The following is a 19,200-nucleotide window of genomic DNA, read 5'->3' as shown; positions in this document are numbered from 1 at the left end:
GACATGCCTACCGAACATCTTTTCATTGAAGGCGCGCTGGCTGCAACGGACATGGCGCGACGGATCGTCACGATTCTGGACGATGCCATAGCCAGGCGGGGCGTTGCGACCATCGCGCTGTCAGGCGGACGGTCGCCCCGACCCGTGCTGGAGGCTCTTTCCGACACGACCCTGGATTGGGGCAAGGTGATCGTGACGCTGGTCGACGAACGCTGGGTCGCTCCTGACCATGCGGACAGCAATGAACGGTTGATCCGCGAAACGCTGTTGCGGGGAAAGGCTGCGGCGGCGCGTTTCGTGCCGATGAAGAACAATGCGGCGGACGCCTATGCGGGACAGGCGGAATGCGAGACCGCCTTTGCAAGCTTGCCCTGGCCGCTCGACATCGTACTGCTGGGCATGGGTGAGGATGGGCATACCGCTTCCTTGTTTCCCGATGCGAAGGAACTGGCGGAGGGGCTTTCCACCGACGCCCTGACGCTGGCGGTCATGCCGCCCGATGCCCCGCACCAGCGGTTGTCGTTAAGCGCAAGAGCCATTCTCGCCAGCCGACATATCTTCCTCCAGATTGGCGGGCCGGCAAAGAGGGCGGTCTATGACCGGGCGCTGGCGGGCGGCCCCGTCGAGGAACTGCCGATCAGGCTCGCGCTATGCCAGCATGCCGTTTCGGTGGAGGTTTGGATTTCGGCCTGACATTCAGTCGCGCGGCTTGTGCCGGGAGATGAGATAACGCCAGACGCCGACGAGGTTGATCAGGAGCAGCGCTATATTCTGAAAGCCTATGCCTTCGCTGTCCTCCGAGAGAAAGCCCCAGCCGATCAGGGCGATGGAGGACGTCACGAACAGGACGAACGCCCAACCCGTGACGCGGCGACCAAGATTGAGGGAGACGATGAAGGCGGCAATGGTGGCGGCGCCTGCGCCATAATATTGTAGCGCATCGAGCATGGTTTCATTCATCCATCGCCAACGCAACAATTGTGACAAGGTTGCCGAGCGGATAAGAGGCGGCGCATGATTGCCCAGGTCGACCCTTTCCACGCCATCGCCATCAGCCGCGAAGCCCACAGGCTGGAGGCCGAAGGGCGATCCATCCTGCACATGGAGTTCGGGCAGCCTTCCACGGGTGCGCCCTCGGCTGCCATTGCGGCAGCCCATGCCGTGCTCGACACCGATCCCATGGGCTATTGGGAAAGCCCGGCGCTGAAGGAGCGGATCGCACGGCACTATCGCGAATATTATGGCGTGGCGGTGGAAGCGGAACAGATCCTGCTGACGTGCGGAGCGTCGCCGGGGCTGGTGCTGGCGCTGACCAGCCTGTTCGCGCCCGGTGCGCGGGTCGCGACGGCCCGGCCCGGCTATGTCGCGTATCGCAACACGTTGAAGGCGCTCTACCTGGAGCCGCTGGAGATCGACTGCGGATCCGCCGAACGATATCAGATCAGCGCAGCGGCGCTGGAGGCGCTGGATTCGGGGGTGGACGGAACGATCATCGCCAGCCCTGCCAATCCCACCGGGACCATCATTCCTGCCGATGAAATGGCGCGGATAGCCGAGATTTGCCGGGCGCGCGCTATCCGCATCATTTCGGACGAGATCTACCATGGGCTGAACTATGGCGAACCTGCACGGTCGATGCTGGAATTCACGCCGGATGCCATCATCGTGAACAGTTTTTCCAAATATTTTTCCATGGCCGGGTGGCGGCTGGGCTGGGTGGTCTTTCCTCCCGATCTGATAGAAACAGCGCGGGCGCGCATGGGAAATCTGTTCCTGACGCCCCCTTCCCTGGCCCAGCATGCCGGATTGAAGGCCTTTGACTGCATCGATGAACTGGAGGTGCATGTCGCGACCTATCGGCGCAATCGCGAATTGCTGCTCGCTGCCCTGCCCGCCCTGGGACTGGAGGAGATCGCTCCCCCGGACGGCGCCTTCTACATTTATGCGGATGTCGGCCATCTCACGAACGACAGCCTGTCCTTCTGCCAGAAACTGCTGCGCGAAACCGGGGTGGCGACGGCGCCGGGAATCGATTTCGACCCGGTCGACGGGCACAGGCACATCCGTTTCAGCTTCGCTGTATCCACAGACCGGGTGGAAGACGCCATCACCCGGATGATCCCCTGGTTCAGGCAGCAGGGCGCAGCAAGGAATTGACCTCCCCGGTCAAGGCAGAAAAATCAGCCAGCCATGAATGAAGGCAACCTGCATCGGGCCGGCAGCCGGATGCCAGGATCCGAAAAAGATGGTGCGGGCGGTCGGAATCGAACCGACACTCCTTTCGGAACCGGATTTTGAGTCCGGCGCGTCTACCAGTTTCACCACGCCCGCATGCCCTTCAACCGCGTTCCGCGAGAAAGATGGTCCATCTTCCTCGAAAACGCCAAGGGTGGAGCGCCAATGGCAAAATCGGCGGCCAGCGTCCAGCCAAAAAACACTCCCTCCATCCTCTCGCGGTTGCGAGATGACCCTTGCCGGGATAGCCTGCTTGCGTAACGAGGGCGGCCAAGTGTAAGGGCGCTTTCGTGCAGACCTGAAACACTAACGGAAAAGGGAAGACCTTTGACCGAACCGTCTGCCACATTCCTGTTGTTCGGAGCCACGGGCGACCTGGCGCACAGGATGATCTTCCCGTCGCTGTACAATCTGCTGGCCGACGCCCTGCTGCCGGAGGATTTCCTGATCATCGCGTCGGGCCGGTCAGAACTGACCGATGACCAGTTTCGCGACGATATCGACAAAGCGCTGCGGAAATTCCTTGCCGCTGACCGCTATGATGCGGAAGTCGCGAAGCAGTTGCGCGACATCATCGTCTATCAACCGGTGGAGGCGGGCAATGGCGCCCAGTTCAAGGCGTTGGCAGAGCGGCTCGACGGGCGGCTGGACAAGGGCGTGTCCGTTTATCTCTCGACGCCCCCGTCTCTCTTCGCGCCGACCGCCCAGGGACTGGCCGAAGCAGGCCTGATCACCCCCCGCACGCGAATCGCCATGGAAAAGCCGATCGGCAAGGATCTGGCATCATCCAAGCAAGTGAATGACGGTATCGGCGCCCTGTTCGCCGAGGAACAGATTTTCCGCGTCGACCATTATCTGGGCAAGGAAACGGTCCAGAACCTGCTCGCCTTGCGCTTCGGCAATGTGATGTTCGAACCGCTGTGGAACGCCACGGCCATCGACCATGTGCAGATTACCGTGGGTGAGACGGTGGGGCTGGAAGGCCGGGTTTCCTATTATGACGGCGTGGGCGCTTTGCGCGACATGGTGCAGAACCACGTCCTCCAGATCCTGTCGATCATCGCCATGGAACCGCCGGCGCGCATGGACCCCACGGCCGTGCGCGACGAAAAGGTGAAGGCGTTGCGCTCGCTCCGCCCCATGACCGCCGAGACGGTCAAGACCCATAGCGTGCGCGGCCAGTATACGCCGGGCGCGGTCGGCGGGCAGATCGTCACCGGCTATGCCGACGAATTGGGCAAGCCGTCCGACACGGAAACCTTCGTCGCGCTGAAGGCCTATATCGACAATTGGCGCTGGCAGGGCGTCCCCTTCTACCTGCGCACGGGCAAGCGCATGCCGACGCGCCAGTCGGAAATATTGATCCAGTTCAAGCCGGTGCGCCATTCCATTTTCGGGCGCAACGGCGGAACCGGCCTGGAACCGAACACGCTCATCATCCGCCTGCAGCCAGAGGAATATATCCGCCTGCTGATCATGAGCAAAAGACCGGGGCTGGAGCGCGACGTGCATCTGGAGGAGGTGACGCTGGACGTGTCGCTGACCGCCGCCTTTGCCGGGCAACGCCGCCGCATCGCCTATGAGCGGCTGATCCTGGACCTGTTGGTCGGCGACGCGACGCTGTTCGTGCGCCGGGACGAGGTCGAGGCGCAATGGACGTGGATCGATTCGATCATCGACGGGTGGAAGGAAGCGGGCGTGAAGCCCTCCCCCTATTCTTCCGGGAACTGGGGGCCATCCTCAGCCATTGCCCTAATCGAACGAGACGGAGCAAGTTGGAATGACTGATCTTCATCCGGTGATCGCCAAGGTCACCGAACGCATCACGCAGCGCAGCGCAGCATCGCGGCGGAAATATCTGGACCTGATCGAGCGCGGCCGTGACGCGGGCACCAATCGTGACCAACTATCCTGTGGAAACCTGGCGCACGGCTTTGCCGCAAGCGGCGAAGACAAGGCTGTCATCCGCACGGGCGGAGCGATGAACATCGGAATAGTCACTGCCTATAACGACATGCTCTCCGCGCATCAGCCCTATGGCCGCTACCCCGAGCAGATCAAGCTGGCGGCGCGGGAGGTCGGCTGCACCGCGCAGGTCGCAGGCGGCGTTCCGGCCATGTGCGACGGCGTGACGCAGGGGCAGGCAGGCATGGACCTGTCGCTCTTTTCCCGCGACACCATCGCGCTGGGAACCGCCATCGCCCTGTCCCATGCGATGTTCGAAGGCGCGCTGCTTCTGGGCATCTGCGACAAGATCGTGCCGGGCCTGCTGATCGGCGCGCTCCGTTTCGGGCACCTGCCGACCATTCTGGTTCCGGCGGGGCCGATGCCTTCCGGCCTCGCCAACAAGGAGAAAGTGCGCATCCGCCAGCTCTATGCCGAGGGCAAGGTCGGCAAGGAGGAATTGCTGGAATCTGAAAGCGCCAGCTATCATGGCGCGGGCACCTGCACCTTTTACGGTACGGCGAACAGTAACCAGATGATGATGGAGATGATGGGACTGCACATGCCCGCCGCATCCTTCATCCATCCGGGTACTAAGTTGCGACAGGAGCTGACGCGGGCGGCGGTGCATCAATTGTCGCGCATCGGTTGGACCAAGGAGGGACAGTCCAATGATGATTATCGACCATTGGGACACTGCGTCGACGAAAAGGCGATCGTCAACGCGATCATCGGCCTGATGGCTACCGGCGGATCGACCAATCACGCGATCCACCTGCCGGCCATCGCAAGGGCTGCGGGCATTGTCATCGACTGGACGGATTTCGCGGAGATTTCCGACGTCGTGCCGCTGCTGGCGCGGGTTTATCCCAACGGATCGGGCGATGTGAACAATTTCCATGCGGCGGGCGGCATCAGCTATGTGATCCGCGAACTGCTCGGCAACGGACTGCTGCACGGCGACATCCTGACCGTAGCGCGGCAAGGCCTGGCGGATTACGGCAAGGAGCCGGTGCTGGAGAATGAAGCGCTGGTCTGGAAGGATGTGCCCGAATCGCGGGATCTGTCGATCCTCCGGCCGGTGTCCGATGCGTTCAATCCGGACGGCGGCATGCGGCTTCTGGCCGGCAATCTGGGGCGCTGCGTCATGAAGGTGAGCGCGGTCGACAAGGAGCGCTGGACCATCGAGGCTCCGGCGGCCGTCTTCCACGATCAGGACGATGTGCTGCGCGCCTTCAAGGCGGGTGAACTGGAACGCGATGTGATCGTCGTGGTGCGGTTCCAGGGGCCAAGGGCAAACGGCATGCCGGAATTGCACAAGCTGACCCCTGCGCTGGGCGTGTTGCAGGATCGGGGTTTCCGCGTCGCCCTGGTGACGGACGGGCGCATGTCAGGCGCTTCGGGCAAGGTGCCCGCGGCGATCCATTTGTCGCCGGAGGCCTTGGGCGGTGGCCCCATCGCCAAACTGCGCGACGGCGATCTGGTGCGAGTCTGTGCCGAGAACGGCCAGATCGAGGCGCTGGTCGACACGGCCGAATGGGACAGTCGCGAAATGCCGACACCTCCCCCCGCCCCCTATGACACCGGCCGCGAATTGTTCGCGCTGTTCCGCCACCATAGCGATCTTGCCGAAGCGGGCGCATCGCCCATACTGGCAGCCATGGAAACCGAAGTTTAAACTGAATTATTCCCGTTCACCCGGAGCCTGTCGAAGGGCTGCTCATTTTCTTGAAGAGAAATGCAGGGCGCTGACATGTTCAGCCCGAACGGGAGGAGAGTGATATGACCGACATCATCGCCGCCGACATTGGCGGCACCAACGCCCGTTTCGCCCGCGCGCGGCTCGATGCCCGCAATGTGCCCACATTGGGAAAGGCGCGCAAATATAAGGTAGCCGACTATCCAAGCCTCCAGGCCTGCTGGGCGGCCTTCGTCAAGGACGAGGGCGGCAATCTGCCAAGCTCCGCTTCCATAGCCTTCGCGACGGCGATCGGGCGCGAGGTCATCAAGCTCACCAACAGCGCATGGGTCATCCGGCCCGATACGCTGGACGAGGAACTGGGCCTCCGGCATTTGCGGCTGGTCAACGATTTCGAGGCGGTCGCCCACGCCGTGGCGCGCCTGCCCAAGGAAAATCTGCCGCTGCTGTTCGGCGAAGACAGGCCCTTTCCACGCGATGGCGGAGTGACGATCCTTGGCCCCGGTACCGGGCTGGGCGTTGCGATGATCGCCTTTGACGATGGCGAGCCGCATGTCATCGCGACGGAGGGCGGACATCTGGACTTCGCCCCGCTCGACCCGCTGGAGGAAAAGATCCTCGCCTATCTGCGCGACAAGTTCCTGCGCGTATCGACCGAACGTATCGTGTCGGGACCGGGCCTCAACAACATCTACAAGGCGATGGCGACCATCGGCCACGACCGGGTCGTTCTGATGGAGGATGCCGAGCTGTGGCAGGCCGCCATAGAGGGAACCGACGAATTTGCGCGCAGGGCGCTGGAACGGTTCTGCATGTCCTACGGCTCGGTCGCGGGCGACCTGGCGCTGGCGCAGGGACCGCATACGGTGGTGCTGGCGGGTGGACTGACCCAGCGGATGAAGGACATATTGCCGCAATCCAGTTTCCATCAGCGCTTCACTGCCAAGGGGCGATTTGAAAGCCTGATGAAGTCGGTGCCGATCCGCTTCGCCCTGCATGACGAAATCGGGCTGTACGGTGCGGCTGCAGCCTTTCGGGAGAAGAAATAATGGCCTTGAGCGTTGAACAGGTGATGGAACTGGCGCCGGTGATCCCGGTGCTGGTGGTCGACCGGGTCGAGGATGCCCTGCCTATCGCACGGGCGCTGGTGAAGGGCGGACTGCCCGCGCTGGAAGTGACGCTGCGAACGCCAGCGGCGCTGGACGTGATTCGTGAAATGGCGCAGGTCGAGGGTGCCGTCGTCGGTGCGGGCACTGTCCTCAATCCGACGCAACTGGATGAAGCAATGGAGGCGGGCGCGCGCTTCATCGTCAGCCCCGGCCTGACCGAACCCCTCGGGAAGGCGGCCATCGCGGCGGGCATTCCGTTCCTGCCCGGCACGGCGACGGCAGGCGATATCATGCGCGGCATGGACATGGGCTTGTCGCACTTCAAATTCTTTCCCGCGGAAACATCGGGCGGTTTGCCGGCCCTCAAGGCGCTGGCGGCGCCGCTGCATCAGGCGCGCTTCTGCCCGACCGGCGGCATCACGGCGGAAAGCGCGCCCAAATGGCTGGCAGAGCCCTTCATCAAATGCGTGGGCGGAAGCTGGGTCGTGCCCAAGGGGCCGGTCGATCCGGCGAAGATCGAGGCGCTTGCGCGGGAAGCCGCCGCCCTGCCTCGCTAAGCTTGCCTCCCGGCACGGCTCATCCTAGATGCGAAGCATGAATCTGCGTCGGCTGCTTCCATCCCTGGCACTGTTTCTCTCTGGTTGCGCCAGCAGCTTCCAGGGCTACCCCTCGCTCGCCAAGCGCGCCATAGAGGATGCGCCCATTGCTGAGGCGGCGGCGCAGCCCTCCCCGGTCGCGCCTGAACCGGAGCTTGTCCAGAGTGTCGACCGGCTGACCGCGCAGGCGCAGGCGGGCGGCACCGCATTCGACAAAGCCTGGCCAGCAGCGGACAAGGCAGCGCGGGCTGCTTCGGGATCGGCGGTTTCCAGCGAGGCCTGGGTGGCGGCACAGACCGCGCTCAGCGCATTGGAATCGGCGCGTAACGGCAGCGTTTCGGCGCTTGCCAGCCTGGACGTACTCTATGTCGAGCGCAGCAATGCGGCGGCCGAAGGGAAGGTCAGCGGCGGCATCGAAACGATCGATGCTGCGCGCGCATCGGTGCTGGCGATTGTCGACAGCCAGAATGACCGGCTCGATGTGCTCAAGGGGCTACTGGCTCAACCGTAATGCGCAGCAAGGCAGGCCCGCCTCCGCGGCAGGCGCGCCTCATTCCCCCGAGAACGCTGCCTTCACCGCGCCCTTATGCGCCTTGCCATTATGCACATAATGTTCGACCCCTTCACGCATGTCGATCAGCACTTCGTCGGACAGGTCGCGCATATATTTGGCCGGGCGGCCAGCCCAAAGCTGGCGGTGAGGCACCGTCTTGCCCGGCGAGAGCAGCGCGCCCGCCGCGAGCATGGCATCGCTCTCCACCGTACCGCCGCTCATGACGATGGCGCCCAGCCCCACAAAGGCGCGGTCCTTCAGCACGCAACCATGAACCATCGCCATATGGCCAATCAGCACATCCTCCCCGATGATCGTCGGCCAACCCTCGGACGGCCGCCCGTCGATATGATCGCCGGGGCTGTCGCAATGCACGACCGAACCGTCCTGGATATTGGTGCGGGCGCCGATATGGACGAAGTTCACATCCGCCCGGATCACGCAATTATACCAGATGCTGACGTCCGGGCCGATCTCCACATCTCCGATGATCCGGCATCCCGGCGCGATGAAGGCGCTGGGGTGGATCCTGGGCGCCTTGCCGTTGAAGGGGATGATCGAAACTTCGGGATGTTCATGGCGGGGATGATCGGCCATGTCAGGCTCCCAGCAGCCGCGCCGCGTGGAGCGCATGATAGGTCAGGACGCCTGAGCAGCCGGCACGCTTGAACGCCAGCAAGGTTTCCAGCACCAGCGCATCGCGGTCCCCCGCCCCCACGGCGGCGGCGGCCTCCAGCATCGCATATTCACCCGACACCTGATAGGCGAAGACCGGTACTTCGAACCGATCCTTCACCTGGCGGATGATGTCCAGATAGGGCAGGCCCGGCTTCACCATCACGCTGTCGGCGCCTTCCGCAATGTCCAGCGCAACCTCGCGCAGCGCTTCCGCACTGTTGGCGGGGTCCATCTGGTAGGTCTTCTTGTTGCCCTTCAGCAGCCCGCCGGAGCCCACCGCATCGCGAAACGGACCGTAGAAGGCGCTCGCATATTTGGCGGCATAGGCCATGATCTGCACATTGGCGTGGCCTTCCTCCTCCAGCGCCTCGCGGATGGCGCCGACGCGGCCGTCCATCATGTCGCTGGGCGCGATGATGTCCGCGCCTGCCGCGGCCTGGTTCAGCGCCTGGCCGATCAGCACGTCGATGGTGGCGTCATTGACGACATAGCCCGCTTCGTCCAGCAGCCCGTCCTGCCCGTGCGCTGTATAGGGGTCGAGGGCCACGTCAGTAAGGACGCCGATGTCGGGCACCGCATCCTTTATGGCGCGAATGGCACGACACATCAGATTATCGGGATTGAGCGCCTCCTCCCCATCGTCGCTGCGACGCTCCGGCTGCGTATTGGGGAAAAGCGCGAGGCAGGGAATGCCCGCCGCCTGCGCGTCTCTCGCGCGCTCGACCATCAGGTCCACCGACCAGCGCGAAACGCCGGGAAGCGACCCGATCGGTTCCTCCACCCCCTGTCCCTCGGTGACGAACAGGGGCCAGATGAAGTCGCTGGGCGTCAGGCGGTTCTCGGCGTGCATTGCCCGGCTCCAGGCGGAGGCACGGGTGCGGCGCAGGCGAAGCGCCGGATAGGAGGCATGGGTCATGGCCCGGTGTTTAGGCCCCTGCCCTCCTCGGATCAAGCAGCAGCGCTCTATTTGCCGAAGCGGCGGAAGAAGCTGTCTTCGTTCCAGGCCGGTCGCCGATCAGCATTGGCGATACGCAGCGCGACGGCGGCGACATAATCGTTGAGCCTGGCCGCTTCGGCCGGCATCACCGGCTGGTTCGCATCGTCCCTGGGCGAATGGTAGATATTGGCGCGCCATGCCCGTTCGACCACCGCCTCGGGCGTGCCCGCCTTGAACCCATATTTGAAGAACAGCGCGGGGATACCCATCCGGATGAAGCTATATTGGTCGGAGCGGACGAAGACGTTCCGATCAGGGAAGGGATCGGGCGTGATTGGCAGGTTCATTGCCATGCTCACCGCTTCGGCGTCCTTGCCCAGGCTGCTCTGGTCATAGCCGATCGGGGTCACGCTGGTGAGCGGGAAGATCGGCAGCGCCATGTCGAAATTCAGGTCAGCCACCATCGCCCTTTGCCGCACTGTCGGACGCCGCACGAAATAGCTGGAGCCGAGCAGGCCCTTCTCCTCGGCAGTGACGATCGCGAAAAGGATGGATCGGCGCGGCTTCACCTTCCCGCCGACCAGCGTCCGCGCAATTTCCAGCAGGCTTGCCACGCCAGATGCATTGTCGAGCGCGCCATTGTAGATCGCATCCCCGTTGATCGGCGTGCCGATGCCATATCCGTCGAGATGGGCGGACAGGACGACATATTCCTTTTTGAGCCGCGGGTCTGCGCCGGGCATGACCGCCAGGATATTGGGCGAGGAGAGATCCGCTCGCTTCGCCGCCACCCTGGCGTCCAGATGCTGCGCAAGCGGGAAAGCCGGGACCGGACCGGAACTGTCGGCAGCCGCAGCGATCTGATCGAAATCATGGCCCGAACCGGCAAAGAGCATCGCGGATTTCGCTGGGTCGAACTGAGCGACCAGGAAGGGCGTCAGGGTCTCCCGCAGGGCCGCGTCGCGGAAGTACAGGGCCGGTTGGCTGGCCAGCGCCACGCGCCTGTCCCAGGGAATCTCGACCTGCCTGGGCGTCACAAGCTGGACCAGCCCCAGCGCGCCCTGCTTTGCCAACCATGCCGCCCGTTCCGAACGCGCATGGGACTTGAGCGCACCGGAGATGCCGACCGGGCCGCCCGATATGACCACCACGATCTTGCCTTTAAGGTCCAGGCCCGCAAAATCATCATGCCCCACCTCCGGCAGGTGCAGGCCATAGCCGGCGAAGACCAGAGGCGCAGTCACGGTTTCCGGGACCGGGCCGCCTCCTCCGGAAAAAATGATGTCAGCCGGCACCGACAGCGCAGTCTCTCCACCTGCTCCCTTCAGCGAAGCGTGGCTCTCCTTCGACAGGATCACCTGCTCGGTAAAGGCAATGGGCTGTTTGTAACCGTGGGTTCCCGCAGGCTTCAGCCCCAGCGCCCGAAGCCGACCGATCACATAGTCGGCCGCCCTGTCATAGCCCGGCCTGCCAGTGCCCCGCCCCTCAAAGCCATCGTCGGCGAGCGTGCGAACATGGTTCCACCAGGCCTGGCCCCGATCATCCGGCGCGGCAGCGCCCGCAGTGCTGATCAAGCCCAGCAGAAGAGCGAAAATCCACTTGCGCATCAGCCACATGCCCCTTTTCGAAACCCGGACGATCTTGCCTGATCCGGTGCGACGAACAAGGGGCTTGGAACCGCTACGGCCCGTCCCTATCAGAATCGACGCTAAAGATTGGGAGATCGCCATGTCGCTGCCTCGTTTGCTGCTCCTGTCAGGCGCCATGATGGCATGGATCGCTCCGGCCATGGCCGCCACGCGCGGCTTCACCATCACCAGCTTTGACGCCATCCGCGTCGATGCACCGGTTGAGGTGGTGATCACGACTGGCGCGGGCGCTTCGGCCCGGGCGGAGGGCGATCAGGGAGTGCTGGACCGGCTGAAGGTGGACGTGTCCGGCCGCCTCCTCTCCGTCACCATGGAGCGGCCCCGGCCGGGCGAAAAATCCGGCGGGCGCGCGGTGTTGCGCCTATCGACGGGAGATCTCGGCCGCGTGGTGCTGACCGGCGGCGGATCGGTGTCGGTCAGCCGGATGAAAGGGCTGCGCGGGGAGATCGTGCTGGGCGGCAATGGGGACATCAGCGTCGCGGCGGTGGATCTTGATCAACTCAGCCTGGGCGTGGCCGGAGCCGGCCGGGCGACCCTCTCCGGTCGGACCGGCGTCGCGTCCATCCGGGTCACCGGTCCCGGAGCGGTGATGGCGGAAGGCCTGCGGGTCCGCCAGGCCACCGTGGCGAATGACGGCCCGGGAAATGTGGCGCTAACGGCGGAGGTATCGGCCAAGGTTTCGGCATCCGGATCAGGCGACGTGACGGTGGCCGGCAAAGCGGCCTGCAGCGTCGACAATCGCGGAACGGGCCGGATCAGTTGCGGCGGGGAGGCCTATTAGGCTTCATGAACTCCGGAACGTCCAGGAAATAGCCAGGGTTAGGCAAGTCTTTACCTCAGATGCGGTAGGGCGGGCAGGATATGGACCGCCGGATTTCCTTATGCATCGCCTGCCCGCCATTACCCTGTTCCTGATCATGGTGACGCCCCAGCCCGCTTTTGCGCAAGTCGCCGTGGCGGACAGCGGCGATACGGCCTGGATGATGCTGTGCGCCCTGCTGGTGCTGCTGGCGGCACTGCCGGGATTGGCGCTGCGCCATGCGGGGCTGGCTCCCATGCGTAGCGCCCTGACGACAGGCGTGCAGGGATTGGTGGTTGCCGCCAGCGTTTCGCTGCTGTGGGCGCTTGTCGGCTACAGCCTGGCCTATGCGCCGGGCAGCGGATGGCTGGGCGGAAGGGCGCATCTGTTGCTGGCCAATCTGGGTGCGCTCCGCGACGGGTTGACCGTGCCGGAATCGACTTTCGTGCTGTTCCAGATGGCGCTGGCGATGCTTGCCGCGGGCCTGCTACCCGGCGCGGTGGCCGGGCGGGTGCGGCTGGGATGGATGGCAATGTTCACGCTGCTGTGGCTGTTGCTGGTCTATGCGCCGGTGGTGCACTGGGTCTGGGGCGGCGGGTGGCTCGCCAATCTGGGCGTCATGGATTTCGCTGGTGCGCTCGTCGTTCATCTGACCGCCGGATTTTCCGCGCTGGCGCTGGCGCTCGTCGTCGGCAAACGGCGCGCCCCCTCTTCGGGACATGCCCCGGTGCTGGGCATTTCAGGCGGCCTGCTGTTGTGGATCGGCTGGGCCGGCATATTGGGCGGATGGTCGTTCGGCGCGACGGACAATGCGGCGACGGCTGTTTTGAACGGCCATTTCGCCGCTTGCGCGGGCCTCTTCGGATGGATGCTGGTAGAACGGATCGACAAGGGACGCGTCACCGCCAATGGGCTGGTTTCGGGCCTGTTGGCAGGGCTGGTGGCGATCTCCGCCTGCGCTCCCCTGGTCGGGCCGGGCGGGGCAATGGCGATCGGGATGATCGCCGCCATCATCTGCCGTCTGGCCAAGGCCTTGCTGGGCCGGCGCATCGACGATGCGGCCGACATTTTCGTGATCCACGGACTGGGCGGGCTGACGGGCGTGCTGCTGCTGCTCTTCTTCGTGCTGCCCGCTTTGGGCGGAGTCGGTTTCGCAACGGGCATCAGCCTTGGCGGCGCCTTCGTGGCTCAGTCGATCGGCATCTTGGCGGTGGCGCTTTGGGCAATGGCCGGCACAGCGATCATTGCGCTGATGCTGTCTGTGGTCAGTCCCGCCCGGATCAGCGCGCGCGAAGAGGCGGAGGGGCTGGACGTCACCCGGCATGGCCAGCCAAGCTGGGATTTCCGCCAGGGATCATGAACGTCGCGGTCGGCATCTTCGCGCATCAGGAGGAACGGCGGATCGGACTCTGCCTCGCTTCCCTGCCGCTCGATCGGGCGGACACCGTGTTCCATGTTCTGGTGAACGGGTCGAGCGATCATACTGCGGCGCGAGCGCGGGAAGCATCCGGCGGGCGGGCCCATGTCATCGTTCACGATCTGGCGGCTGGGGGCAAGGCAAGAACCTGGAACCATTTCGTCCATCACCTGCTGGGCGGCGGAGAGGATGCGGTTGTCTTCATGGACGGCGATGCGGAGATCGAGGCTGGATCGATCGACGCACTGGTGTCCGATCTCGCCGCGCAGCCTGAGGCGAATGCGGCCGCTGGAATGCCGATGAACGGGCGTTCCGCACAATCCTATCGCCAGCGGTTGCGCGAGGAACGGGGATTGTTCGGCGATCTCTACGCCCTGTCGGGGCGTTTCGTCGCGGCGATCCGTTCGACGCGGCTGCGGCTGCCCGAGGACCTGATCGGCGACGACGGTCTGGTGGCGGCATGGGCACACACCGATCTGGGTTGCGACGCCGATTGGCGGCGGGAGCGCATCCTGGCCTGCGAGGAGGCGGGTTTCCGCTGCGAGCCTGTCAGCCTGCTGAGGCCTTCCACCCTGCGCATGCAATATCGACGGATGATCAATTATTCGGTTCGTTTTTATCAGAACCGGATCGTTTCGGACATCATGGCCCGCGAAGGCGTTTCGGGACTGCCGGGGCGTATGGACAGCCTATATGCCCAATGGTTGCCGCAGTTCCGGCCCCGCTCCCTTCCGACAGGCTGGTTCGACCGGAAGGCGTTGGCGCGCATGCGGGATTCCGTCCGAAACATGTGAATGCGCGCCGATGGAAATGTCGGCGCCCTTGAACAGGACCGCTGCCTCTGCGCAATTCCGGCGAATATGAAAAGGGCCAGAGAAAGCTTCCTTTCCTGGCCCCTTTTCATGGATGGCGTCGCCGTCTTAGCGATCGCGCCCCGCCAGTTCCTTATTGATGTAAAGGGCTACCATCGTCGCCACCGCGCCGGACAGCAGGTAGATGCCCGATGCGGCCAGCCCGAATTTCACCGATAGCAGCAAGGCCACCAAAGGCGCGAAACCGGCGCCGACCAGCCAGGCCAGGTCGGACGTCAGCGCCGATCCGGTATAGCGCGCCTCCGTTGCGAAATTGGACGCGACCACGCCGGACGACTGGCCGAAAGCGAGGCCGAGCAGCATGAAGCCCAGGATCATGAAGGCTACCTCACCCAGGTCGCCGCCGTTCAGCAGCAGCGGCGCCATGACGCTGAAGATCGCGATCCCAAGCGCCGACCATGCCAGCAGCGAGCGGCGGCCGATCTGGTCGGCGATGAAGCCGGACACGACGATCGCCAGCAAGCCCACGGACGCGCCAATCATCTCGATGATCAGGAACCGTTCCAGCGGCTGGTTGGTGAAGAGCGCGACCCAGCTCAACGGGAACACCGTCACCATGTGGAAAAGGGCGAAACTGGCCAGCGGAGCGAAGGCGCCGATGATGATGTTGCGCCCTTCCGCCTTGACAGTCGGCAGGATTTCGGACGGTTGAAGGTCCTTCTGCTCGAACAGGCGCTCGAATTCATGCGTCACCACGATGCGCAGCCGGGCGAACAGCGCGACGACATTGATGGCAAAGGCGACGAAGAAAGGATAGCGCCAGCCCCAGTCAAGGAAGTCCGCGCGCGTCAGGGTAAGCAGGAAGAAGGCGAACAGCCCGCTCGCCACCAGCAAGGCCAGCGGCGCACCGAGTTGGGGCACCATCGCGTACCAGCCGCGCTGATGCTGCGGCGCGTTCAGCGACAGCAGCGAAGCCAGACCATCCCAGGTGCCGCCAAGCGCAATGCCCTGTGCGGCTCGCAAGATGATCAGCACTAACGCAGCATAATGGCCAATGGTCGCATAACCGGGCATGAACGCGATGGACGCGGTCGAACCGCCGAGCAGGAACAGCGCGACGGTCAGCTTCGTTCCACGGCCGTAGCGACGATCGATCGCCATGAAGATCAGCGAACCGATCGGCCGCGTGATGAAGGCGACGGCAAAGATCGCGAAGGAATAGAGGGTGCCGGTCAGGGCATCCACATAGGGGAACACCAGGCTCGGAAACACGATGACCGAGGCGATGGCGTAAACGAAGAAATCGAAAAATTCGGAGGTGCGACCAATGATCACACCAATGGAAATATCACCCGGCGCGATCTTGTGGTCCCGCGCATTGATCAGGCGCGCATCATCCTCCAGCGATCGGGAGGTGAAGGTCATGGCCTGTGAACTCATCGGCATCCGCTCCTTGGCTAAGCCACCGGAACCATCTTTTGTTCTGCCGGCGGCTACGGATAGCCAACATAGCAGAAAACCCACGGAATCTAAGCAGTATCCCATGCTTCAAGCATTTTTTGCATCTGCGCACTATGGGACAAATTGCCCACTGTTCGACTCCTTGCGGAAACGATAGGCGCCCGATCATGTCAAACCCCCTCCCCTTTGATCGGGCCTGGATTTTCCGTTGGCCCGCTCCGATTCTGGCGCTGCCGCTCACGGGCTGCAACTGGGTCGTCATGAACCCGTCGGGCGATATTGCGGTGCAGCAGCGCGATCTGATCCTGATTTCGACCGCGCTGATGCTGCTGATCGTCGTCCCTGTCATGGCGCTGGTCGTCTTCTTCGCTTGGCGCTACCGCGCAGCGAACCAGGCGGCGGACAAGGATTATGATCCGGATTGGGACCATTCCACCAAGCTGGAACTGCTGATCTGGTCGGCGCCCCTGCTGATCATCATCTGCCTGGGCGCGTTGACCTGGGTCAGCACGCACAAGCTCGACCCCTATCGGCCGCTGGAGCGCATCGACGCCAGGACGGCGATCGACCCCAAGGTGAAGCCGCTGACGGTCGAGGTCGTCGCTCTCGATTGGAAATGGCTGTTCATCTACCCCGAACTGGGCATCGCCACGGTCAACGAGCTGGCGCTGCCCGTGAATGTGCCGGTGCGGTTCGACATCACCGCCTCCACCGTGATGAACAGCTTCTACGTGCCTGAACTCGCGGGCCAGATCTATGCCATGCCCGGCATGAAGACGCAGTTGCACGCGGTTGCAAACCGTCCGGTCGCGGGCACCGGCATATCCGCCAACTATTCGGGCGCCGGTTTCACCCACATGCGCTTCGCCTACAGAGCGCTGGACAGGGCCGCATTCGACGCCTGGGCCGCCAGGGTAAAGGCAAGCCGTGCCAGCCTTGACCGCAACGTCTATCTGACCCTGGCCAAGCCCAGCGAGAAGGCGCCGGTCGCCTATTTCTCGGCCGTCGATCCCAAGCTGTTCGACGCCGTGGTCAATCTTTGCCCGCGCCCCGGCCAGCGCTGCATGAGCGAGTTGATGCACGTCAACATGATGGGCGGCGCAGGCAAGGAATCGGCGCGCGACACCAACGGCCTGCGCTACGACTTTCCCGACAGCCATGTGATCGAACAGTCGGACCAGAACAAGGGGCAGGAGACGGCTCCCGACGCTCCGGCTGCCGATGGCGCAAGGGGCGCATCTCGGATTCCGGGCGATCACTCTTCCCACAGCGGCGCTGATGCGCACGCGCAGCATCGGTAAGGCCCATGACTGGCACAATGACAACAGCACAGATGATCTTCGGTCGTCTGACATGGGACAGCTTCCCATGGCATGAGCCCATCGTCGTCGCGACTTTCGTCGCGGTGGTGCTGGGCGGCGCGGCGCTGGTCGCGGCGCTCACCTATTTCAGGCTCTGGGGCTATCTCTGGAAGGAATGGTTCACCAGCGTCGATCACAAGAAGATCGGCATCATGTACATGGTGCTGGGCCTCGTCATGTTCCTGCGCGGCTTTGCCGATGCGATCATGATGCGCATCCAGCAGGCCTGGGCCTTCAACGGCTCCGAAGGCTATCTGAATGCCCATCACTACGACCAGGTGTTCACCGCCCACGGCGTGATCATGATCTTCTTCGTGGCGATGCCGTTCATCACCGGCCTCATGAACTATATCGTCCCGCTTCAGATCGGCGCGCGCGACGTCAGCTTCCCCTTCCTCAACAATTTTTCCTTCTGGATGACGACAGGCGGCGCGGTGCTGGTCATGATGTCGCTGTTCCTGGGCGAATTCGCGCAGACCGGTTGGCTTGCCTATCCGCCGCTGTCGGGCATCGCATACAGTCCGGCGACCGGCGTCGACTATTATATCTGGGCGCTGCAGGTGGCGGGCGTCGGCACGACATTATCGGGCATCAACCTGATCGCGACCATCGTCAAGATGCGCGCGCCGGGCATGTCGCTCATGAAGATGCCGGTGTTCACCTGGACCTCGCTCTGCGCCAACGTCCTGATCGTCGCCTCCTTCCCGATCCTGACCGCCACGCTCGTCCTGCTATCGCTGGACCGCTATGCCGGCACCGCCTTTTTCACCAATGATTTTGGCGGCAATCCGATGATGTACGTCAACCTCATCTGGATCTGGGGCCATCCGGAAGTCTACATCCTCATACTGCCGCTGTTCGGTGTCTTCTCCGAAGTGGTCTCGACCTTCTGCGGCAAGCGGCTCTTCGGCTACACCTCCATGGTCTATGCGACCTGCACCATCATGGTGCTGTCCTATCTGGTGTGGCTGCACCACTTCTTCACCATGGGTTCGGGCGCCAGCGTCAACAGCTTCTTCGGCATCACGACGATGATCATCTCGATCCCGACGGGCGCCAAGCTGTTCAACTGGCTGTTCACCATGTACCGCGGCAAGATCCGTTTCGAACTGCCGATGATGTGGGCCGTCGCATTCATGCTGACCTTCACGGTCGGCGGCATGACCGGCGTGTTGCTGGCGGTCCCACCTGCGGACTTCGTGCTCCACAACTCGCTGTTCCTGATCGCGCATTTCCACAATGTGATCATCGGCGGCGTGTTGTTCGGCCTGTTCGCGGCGATCAACTACTGGTGGCCCAAGGCCTTCGGGTTCAAGTTGAACGTCTTCTGGGGCAAGGTCAGCTTCTGGTGCTGGAACATCGGCTTCTGGCTGGCTTTCGGCCCGCTTTACGTGCTGGGCCTGATGGGCGTCACGCGCCGTCTGCGCGTGCTGGACGACCCCTCGCTGCAGCCCTGGTTCGTCATCGCCGCGATCGGCGCCGGCATCATCGCGATGGGCATCGGCGCCATGCTGATCCAGTTCGCCGTGTCCATCTGGAAACGCGAGGAGCTTCGCGATCCGACCGGCGATCCCTGGGACGGCCGTACCCTTGAATGGGCGACCAGCTCACCCCCGCCGGAGTATAATTTCGCCTTCACGCCCGTCGTGTATGACGGCGACACATGGGCGGACATGAAGAAGAACGGCTATCAGCGCCCGCTGAGCGGCTACAAGCCGATCCACATGCCGAGCAGCACGGGTGCAGGCGTGATCCTGGCGGGGCTGGCGACGCTGTGCGGCTTCGCCCTCATCTGGTACATCTGGTGGCTCGCGGCACTGAGTTTCATCGGGATCGTCGCGGTCGCCATCGGCCACACCTTCAACTACAAGCGCGACTTCTACATCCCGGCGGAGGATGTGACGCGCACCGAGGAAGAGCGCACGCAAATCCTCGCGGCGGGAGTCTGAC

The 19,200-nt window shown here is 63.6% G+C and carries 17 protein-coding genes and 1 tRNA gene; 12 read left to right on the top strand and 6 right to left on the bottom strand.

Annotated elements, in window-relative coordinates; all coding sequences use genetic code 11:
• Positions 1 to 3 precede the first annotated feature (3 nt).
• Positions 4 to 693: a 6-phosphogluconolactonase gene (gene pgl / locus MRBLMA1_RS01490; RefSeq protein WP_363734623.1), complete on the top strand. Its 690-nt coding sequence runs from the start codon at positions 4 to 6 to the stop codon at positions 691 to 693.
• Between the two features lie 3 nt (positions 694 to 696).
• Here the strand turns inward: pgl and MRBLMA1_RS01485 are convergent, their stop codons facing one another.
• Complete coding sequence (locus MRBLMA1_RS01485; protein WP_133652184.1) at positions 697 to 960, bottom strand: hypothetical protein; 264 nt, start codon at positions 958 to 960, stop codon at positions 697 to 699.
• Positions 961 to 1,014: 54 nt separating this feature from the next.
• Between MRBLMA1_RS01485 and MRBLMA1_RS01480 the strand changes: the two genes are divergently transcribed.
• Positions 1,015 to 2,157 carry an aminotransferase class I/II-fold pyridoxal phosphate-dependent enzyme gene (locus tag MRBLMA1_RS01480; protein ID WP_363734622.1) on the top strand — a complete coding sequence of 381 codons (1,143 nt, stop codon included), beginning with the start codon at positions 1,015 to 1,017 and terminating at the stop codon, positions 2,155 to 2,157.
• A gap of 89 nt (positions 2,158 to 2,246) precedes the next feature.
• Here the strand turns inward: MRBLMA1_RS01480 and MRBLMA1_RS01475 are convergent.
• Positions 2,247 to 2,331: transfer RNA gene (locus MRBLMA1_RS01475), tRNA-Leu, on the bottom strand.
• Positions 2,332 to 2,562: 231 nt separating this feature from the next.
• Here MRBLMA1_RS01475 and zwf point away from each other — a divergent pair.
• From zwf to MRBLMA1_RS01450, 5 genes are all read left to right on the top strand, one after another.
• The gene (zwf, locus tag MRBLMA1_RS01470) at positions 2,563 to 4,023 is read left to right on the top strand and encodes a glucose-6-phosphate dehydrogenase (RefSeq protein ID WP_363734621.1); all 1,461 of its coding nucleotides are present in this window, start codon (positions 2,563 to 2,565) and stop codon (positions 4,021 to 4,023) included.
• A complete protein-coding gene (gene edd / locus MRBLMA1_RS01465; RefSeq protein WP_363734620.1) occupies positions 4,016 to 5,857 on the top strand; it encodes a phosphogluconate dehydratase in 1,842 nt (613 codons plus the stop codon). Before zwf ends, edd begins: the two co-directional genes overlap by 8 nt.
• A gap of 104 nt (positions 5,858 to 5,961) precedes the next feature.
• Positions 5,962 to 6,927 carry a glucokinase gene (gene glk, locus MRBLMA1_RS01460; protein ID WP_363734619.1) on the top strand — a complete coding sequence of 322 codons (966 nt, stop codon included), beginning with the start codon at positions 5,962 to 5,964 and terminating at the stop codon, positions 6,925 to 6,927.
• Positions 6,927 to 7,544 (top strand): bifunctional 4-hydroxy-2-oxoglutarate aldolase/2-dehydro-3-deoxy-phosphogluconate aldolase, encoded by a 618-nt coding sequence (gene eda / locus MRBLMA1_RS01455; protein WP_363734618.1) that lies wholly within the window; start codon positions 6,927 to 6,929, stop codon positions 7,542 to 7,544. The genes glk and eda overlap by 1 nt, the downstream gene beginning before the upstream one ends.
• A 37-nt stretch (positions 7,545 to 7,581) precedes the next feature.
• Complete coding sequence (locus MRBLMA1_RS01450; RefSeq protein WP_363734617.1) at positions 7,582 to 8,094, top strand: hypothetical protein; 513 nt, start codon at positions 7,582 to 7,584, stop codon at positions 8,092 to 8,094.
• 39 nt (positions 8,095 to 8,133) lie between these two features.
• Here MRBLMA1_RS01450 and MRBLMA1_RS01445 read toward each other — a convergent pair whose 3' ends face one another.
• From MRBLMA1_RS01445 to MRBLMA1_RS01435, 3 genes are read right to left on the bottom strand one after another with little or no spacing between them, the layout of a single operon-like run.
• A complete protein-coding gene (locus MRBLMA1_RS01445) occupies positions 8,134 to 8,733 on the bottom strand; it encodes a gamma carbonic anhydrase family protein (protein ID WP_363734616.1) in 600 nt (199 codons plus the stop codon).
• A 1-nt stretch (position 8,734) separates the two neighbouring features.
• Positions 8,735 to 9,730, bottom strand: coding sequence for a porphobilinogen synthase (gene hemB, locus MRBLMA1_RS01440; RefSeq protein ID WP_363734615.1), 996 nt, complete (start codon positions 9,728 to 9,730; stop codon positions 8,735 to 8,737).
• Between the two features lie 47 nt (positions 9,731 to 9,777).
• Positions 9,778 to 11,358 (bottom strand): M28 family metallopeptidase, encoded by a 1,581-nt coding sequence (locus MRBLMA1_RS01435; RefSeq protein ID WP_363734614.1) that lies wholly within the window; start codon positions 11,356 to 11,358, stop codon positions 9,778 to 9,780.
• Positions 11,359 to 11,479: 121 nt separating this feature from the next.
• On the opposite strand from MRBLMA1_RS01435, the gene MRBLMA1_RS01430 reads away from it, so the two are divergent.
• The 3 genes from MRBLMA1_RS01430 (at position 11,480) to MRBLMA1_RS01420 (ending at position 14,410) form a co-directional block, all read left to right on the top strand.
• Positions 11,480 to 12,181, top strand: a complete 702-nt coding sequence (locus MRBLMA1_RS01430; protein WP_363734613.1) for a head GIN domain-containing protein — start codon at positions 11,480 to 11,482, stop codon at positions 12,179 to 12,181.
• Positions 12,182 to 12,281: 100 nt separating this feature from the next.
• Complete coding sequence (locus MRBLMA1_RS01425; protein WP_363734612.1) at positions 12,282 to 13,559, top strand: ammonium transporter; 1,278 nt, start codon at positions 12,282 to 12,284, stop codon at positions 13,557 to 13,559.
• The gene (locus tag MRBLMA1_RS01420; RefSeq protein ID WP_363734611.1) at positions 13,556 to 14,410 is read left to right on the top strand and encodes a glycosyltransferase; all 855 of its coding nucleotides are present in this window, start codon (positions 13,556 to 13,558) and stop codon (positions 14,408 to 14,410) included. Before MRBLMA1_RS01425 ends, MRBLMA1_RS01420 begins: the two co-directional genes overlap by 4 nt.
• Before the next feature lie 126 nt (positions 14,411 to 14,536).
• Here MRBLMA1_RS01420 and MRBLMA1_RS01415 read toward each other — a convergent pair whose 3' ends face one another.
• A complete protein-coding gene (locus MRBLMA1_RS01415; RefSeq protein ID WP_133652197.1) occupies positions 14,537 to 15,868 on the bottom strand; it encodes an MFS transporter in 1,332 nt (443 codons plus the stop codon).
• 188 nt (positions 15,869 to 16,056) lie between these two features.
• Between MRBLMA1_RS01415 and cyoA the strand changes: the two genes are divergently transcribed.
• The gene (gene cyoA / locus MRBLMA1_RS01410; protein WP_363734610.1) at positions 16,057 to 17,190 is read left to right on the top strand and encodes a ubiquinol oxidase subunit II; all 1,134 of its coding nucleotides are present in this window, start codon (positions 16,057 to 16,059) and stop codon (positions 17,188 to 17,190) included.
• A 5-nt stretch (positions 17,191 to 17,195) separates the two neighbouring features.
• The gene (gene cyoB, locus MRBLMA1_RS01405; protein ID WP_363734609.1) at positions 17,196 to 19,199 is read left to right on the top strand and encodes a cytochrome o ubiquinol oxidase subunit I; all 2,004 of its coding nucleotides are present in this window, start codon (positions 17,196 to 17,198) and stop codon (positions 19,197 to 19,199) included.
• Position 19,200: the final 1 nt, after the last annotated feature.

The organism is Sphingobium sp. LMA1-1-1.1, from assembly GCF_040676365.1.
Taxonomy (GTDB): Bacteria; Pseudomonadota; Alphaproteobacteria; order Sphingomonadales; family Sphingomonadaceae; genus Sphingobium.
This window is presented reverse-complemented; position numbering and strand designations above follow the sequence as displayed.

Coding starts and splice junctions, on each gene's coding strand:
- pgl (WP_363734623.1), top strand. CDS start 4: ATGCCTACCGAACATCTTTTCATTGAAGGCGCGCTGGCTGCAACGGAC.
- MRBLMA1_RS01485 (WP_133652184.1), bottom strand. CDS start 960: ATGAATGAAACCATGCTCGATGCGCTACAATATTATGGCGCAGGCGCC.
- MRBLMA1_RS01480 (WP_363734622.1), top strand. CDS start 1,015: ATGATTGCCCAGGTCGACCCTTTCCACGCCATCGCCATCAGCCGCGAA.
- edd (WP_363734620.1), top strand. CDS start 4,016: ATGACTGATCTTCATCCGGTGATCGCCAAGGTCACCGAACGCATCACG.
- glk (WP_363734619.1), top strand. CDS start 5,962: ATGACCGACATCATCGCCGCCGACATTGGCGGCACCAACGCCCGTTTC.
- eda (WP_363734618.1), top strand. CDS start 6,927: ATGGCCTTGAGCGTTGAACAGGTGATGGAACTGGCGCCGGTGATCCCG.
- MRBLMA1_RS01450 (WP_363734617.1), top strand. CDS start 7,582: ATGAATCTGCGTCGGCTGCTTCCATCCCTGGCACTGTTTCTCTCTGGT.
- MRBLMA1_RS01445 (WP_363734616.1), bottom strand. CDS start 8,733: ATGGCCGATCATCCCCGCCATGAACATCCCGAAGTTTCGATCATCCCC.
- hemB (WP_363734615.1), bottom strand. CDS start 9,730: ATGACCCATGCCTCCTATCCGGCGCTTCGCCTGCGCCGCACCCGTGCC.
- MRBLMA1_RS01435 (WP_363734614.1), bottom strand. CDS start 11,358: ATGCGCAAGTGGATTTTCGCTCTTCTGCTGGGCTTGATCAGCACTGCG.
- MRBLMA1_RS01430 (WP_363734613.1), top strand. CDS start 11,480: ATGTCGCTGCCTCGTTTGCTGCTCCTGTCAGGCGCCATGATGGCATGG.
- MRBLMA1_RS01425 (WP_363734612.1), top strand. CDS start 12,282: ATGCATCGCCTGCCCGCCATTACCCTGTTCCTGATCATGGTGACGCCC.
- MRBLMA1_RS01420 (WP_363734611.1), top strand. CDS start 13,556: ATGAACGTCGCGGTCGGCATCTTCGCGCATCAGGAGGAACGGCGGATC.
- MRBLMA1_RS01415 (WP_133652197.1), bottom strand. CDS start 15,868: ATGAGTTCACAGGCCATGACCTTCACCTCCCGATCGCTGGAGGATGAT.
- cyoA (WP_363734610.1), top strand. CDS start 16,057: ATGTCAAACCCCCTCCCCTTTGATCGGGCCTGGATTTTCCGTTGGCCC.
- cyoB (WP_363734609.1), top strand. CDS start 17,196: ATGACTGGCACAATGACAACAGCACAGATGATCTTCGGTCGTCTGACA.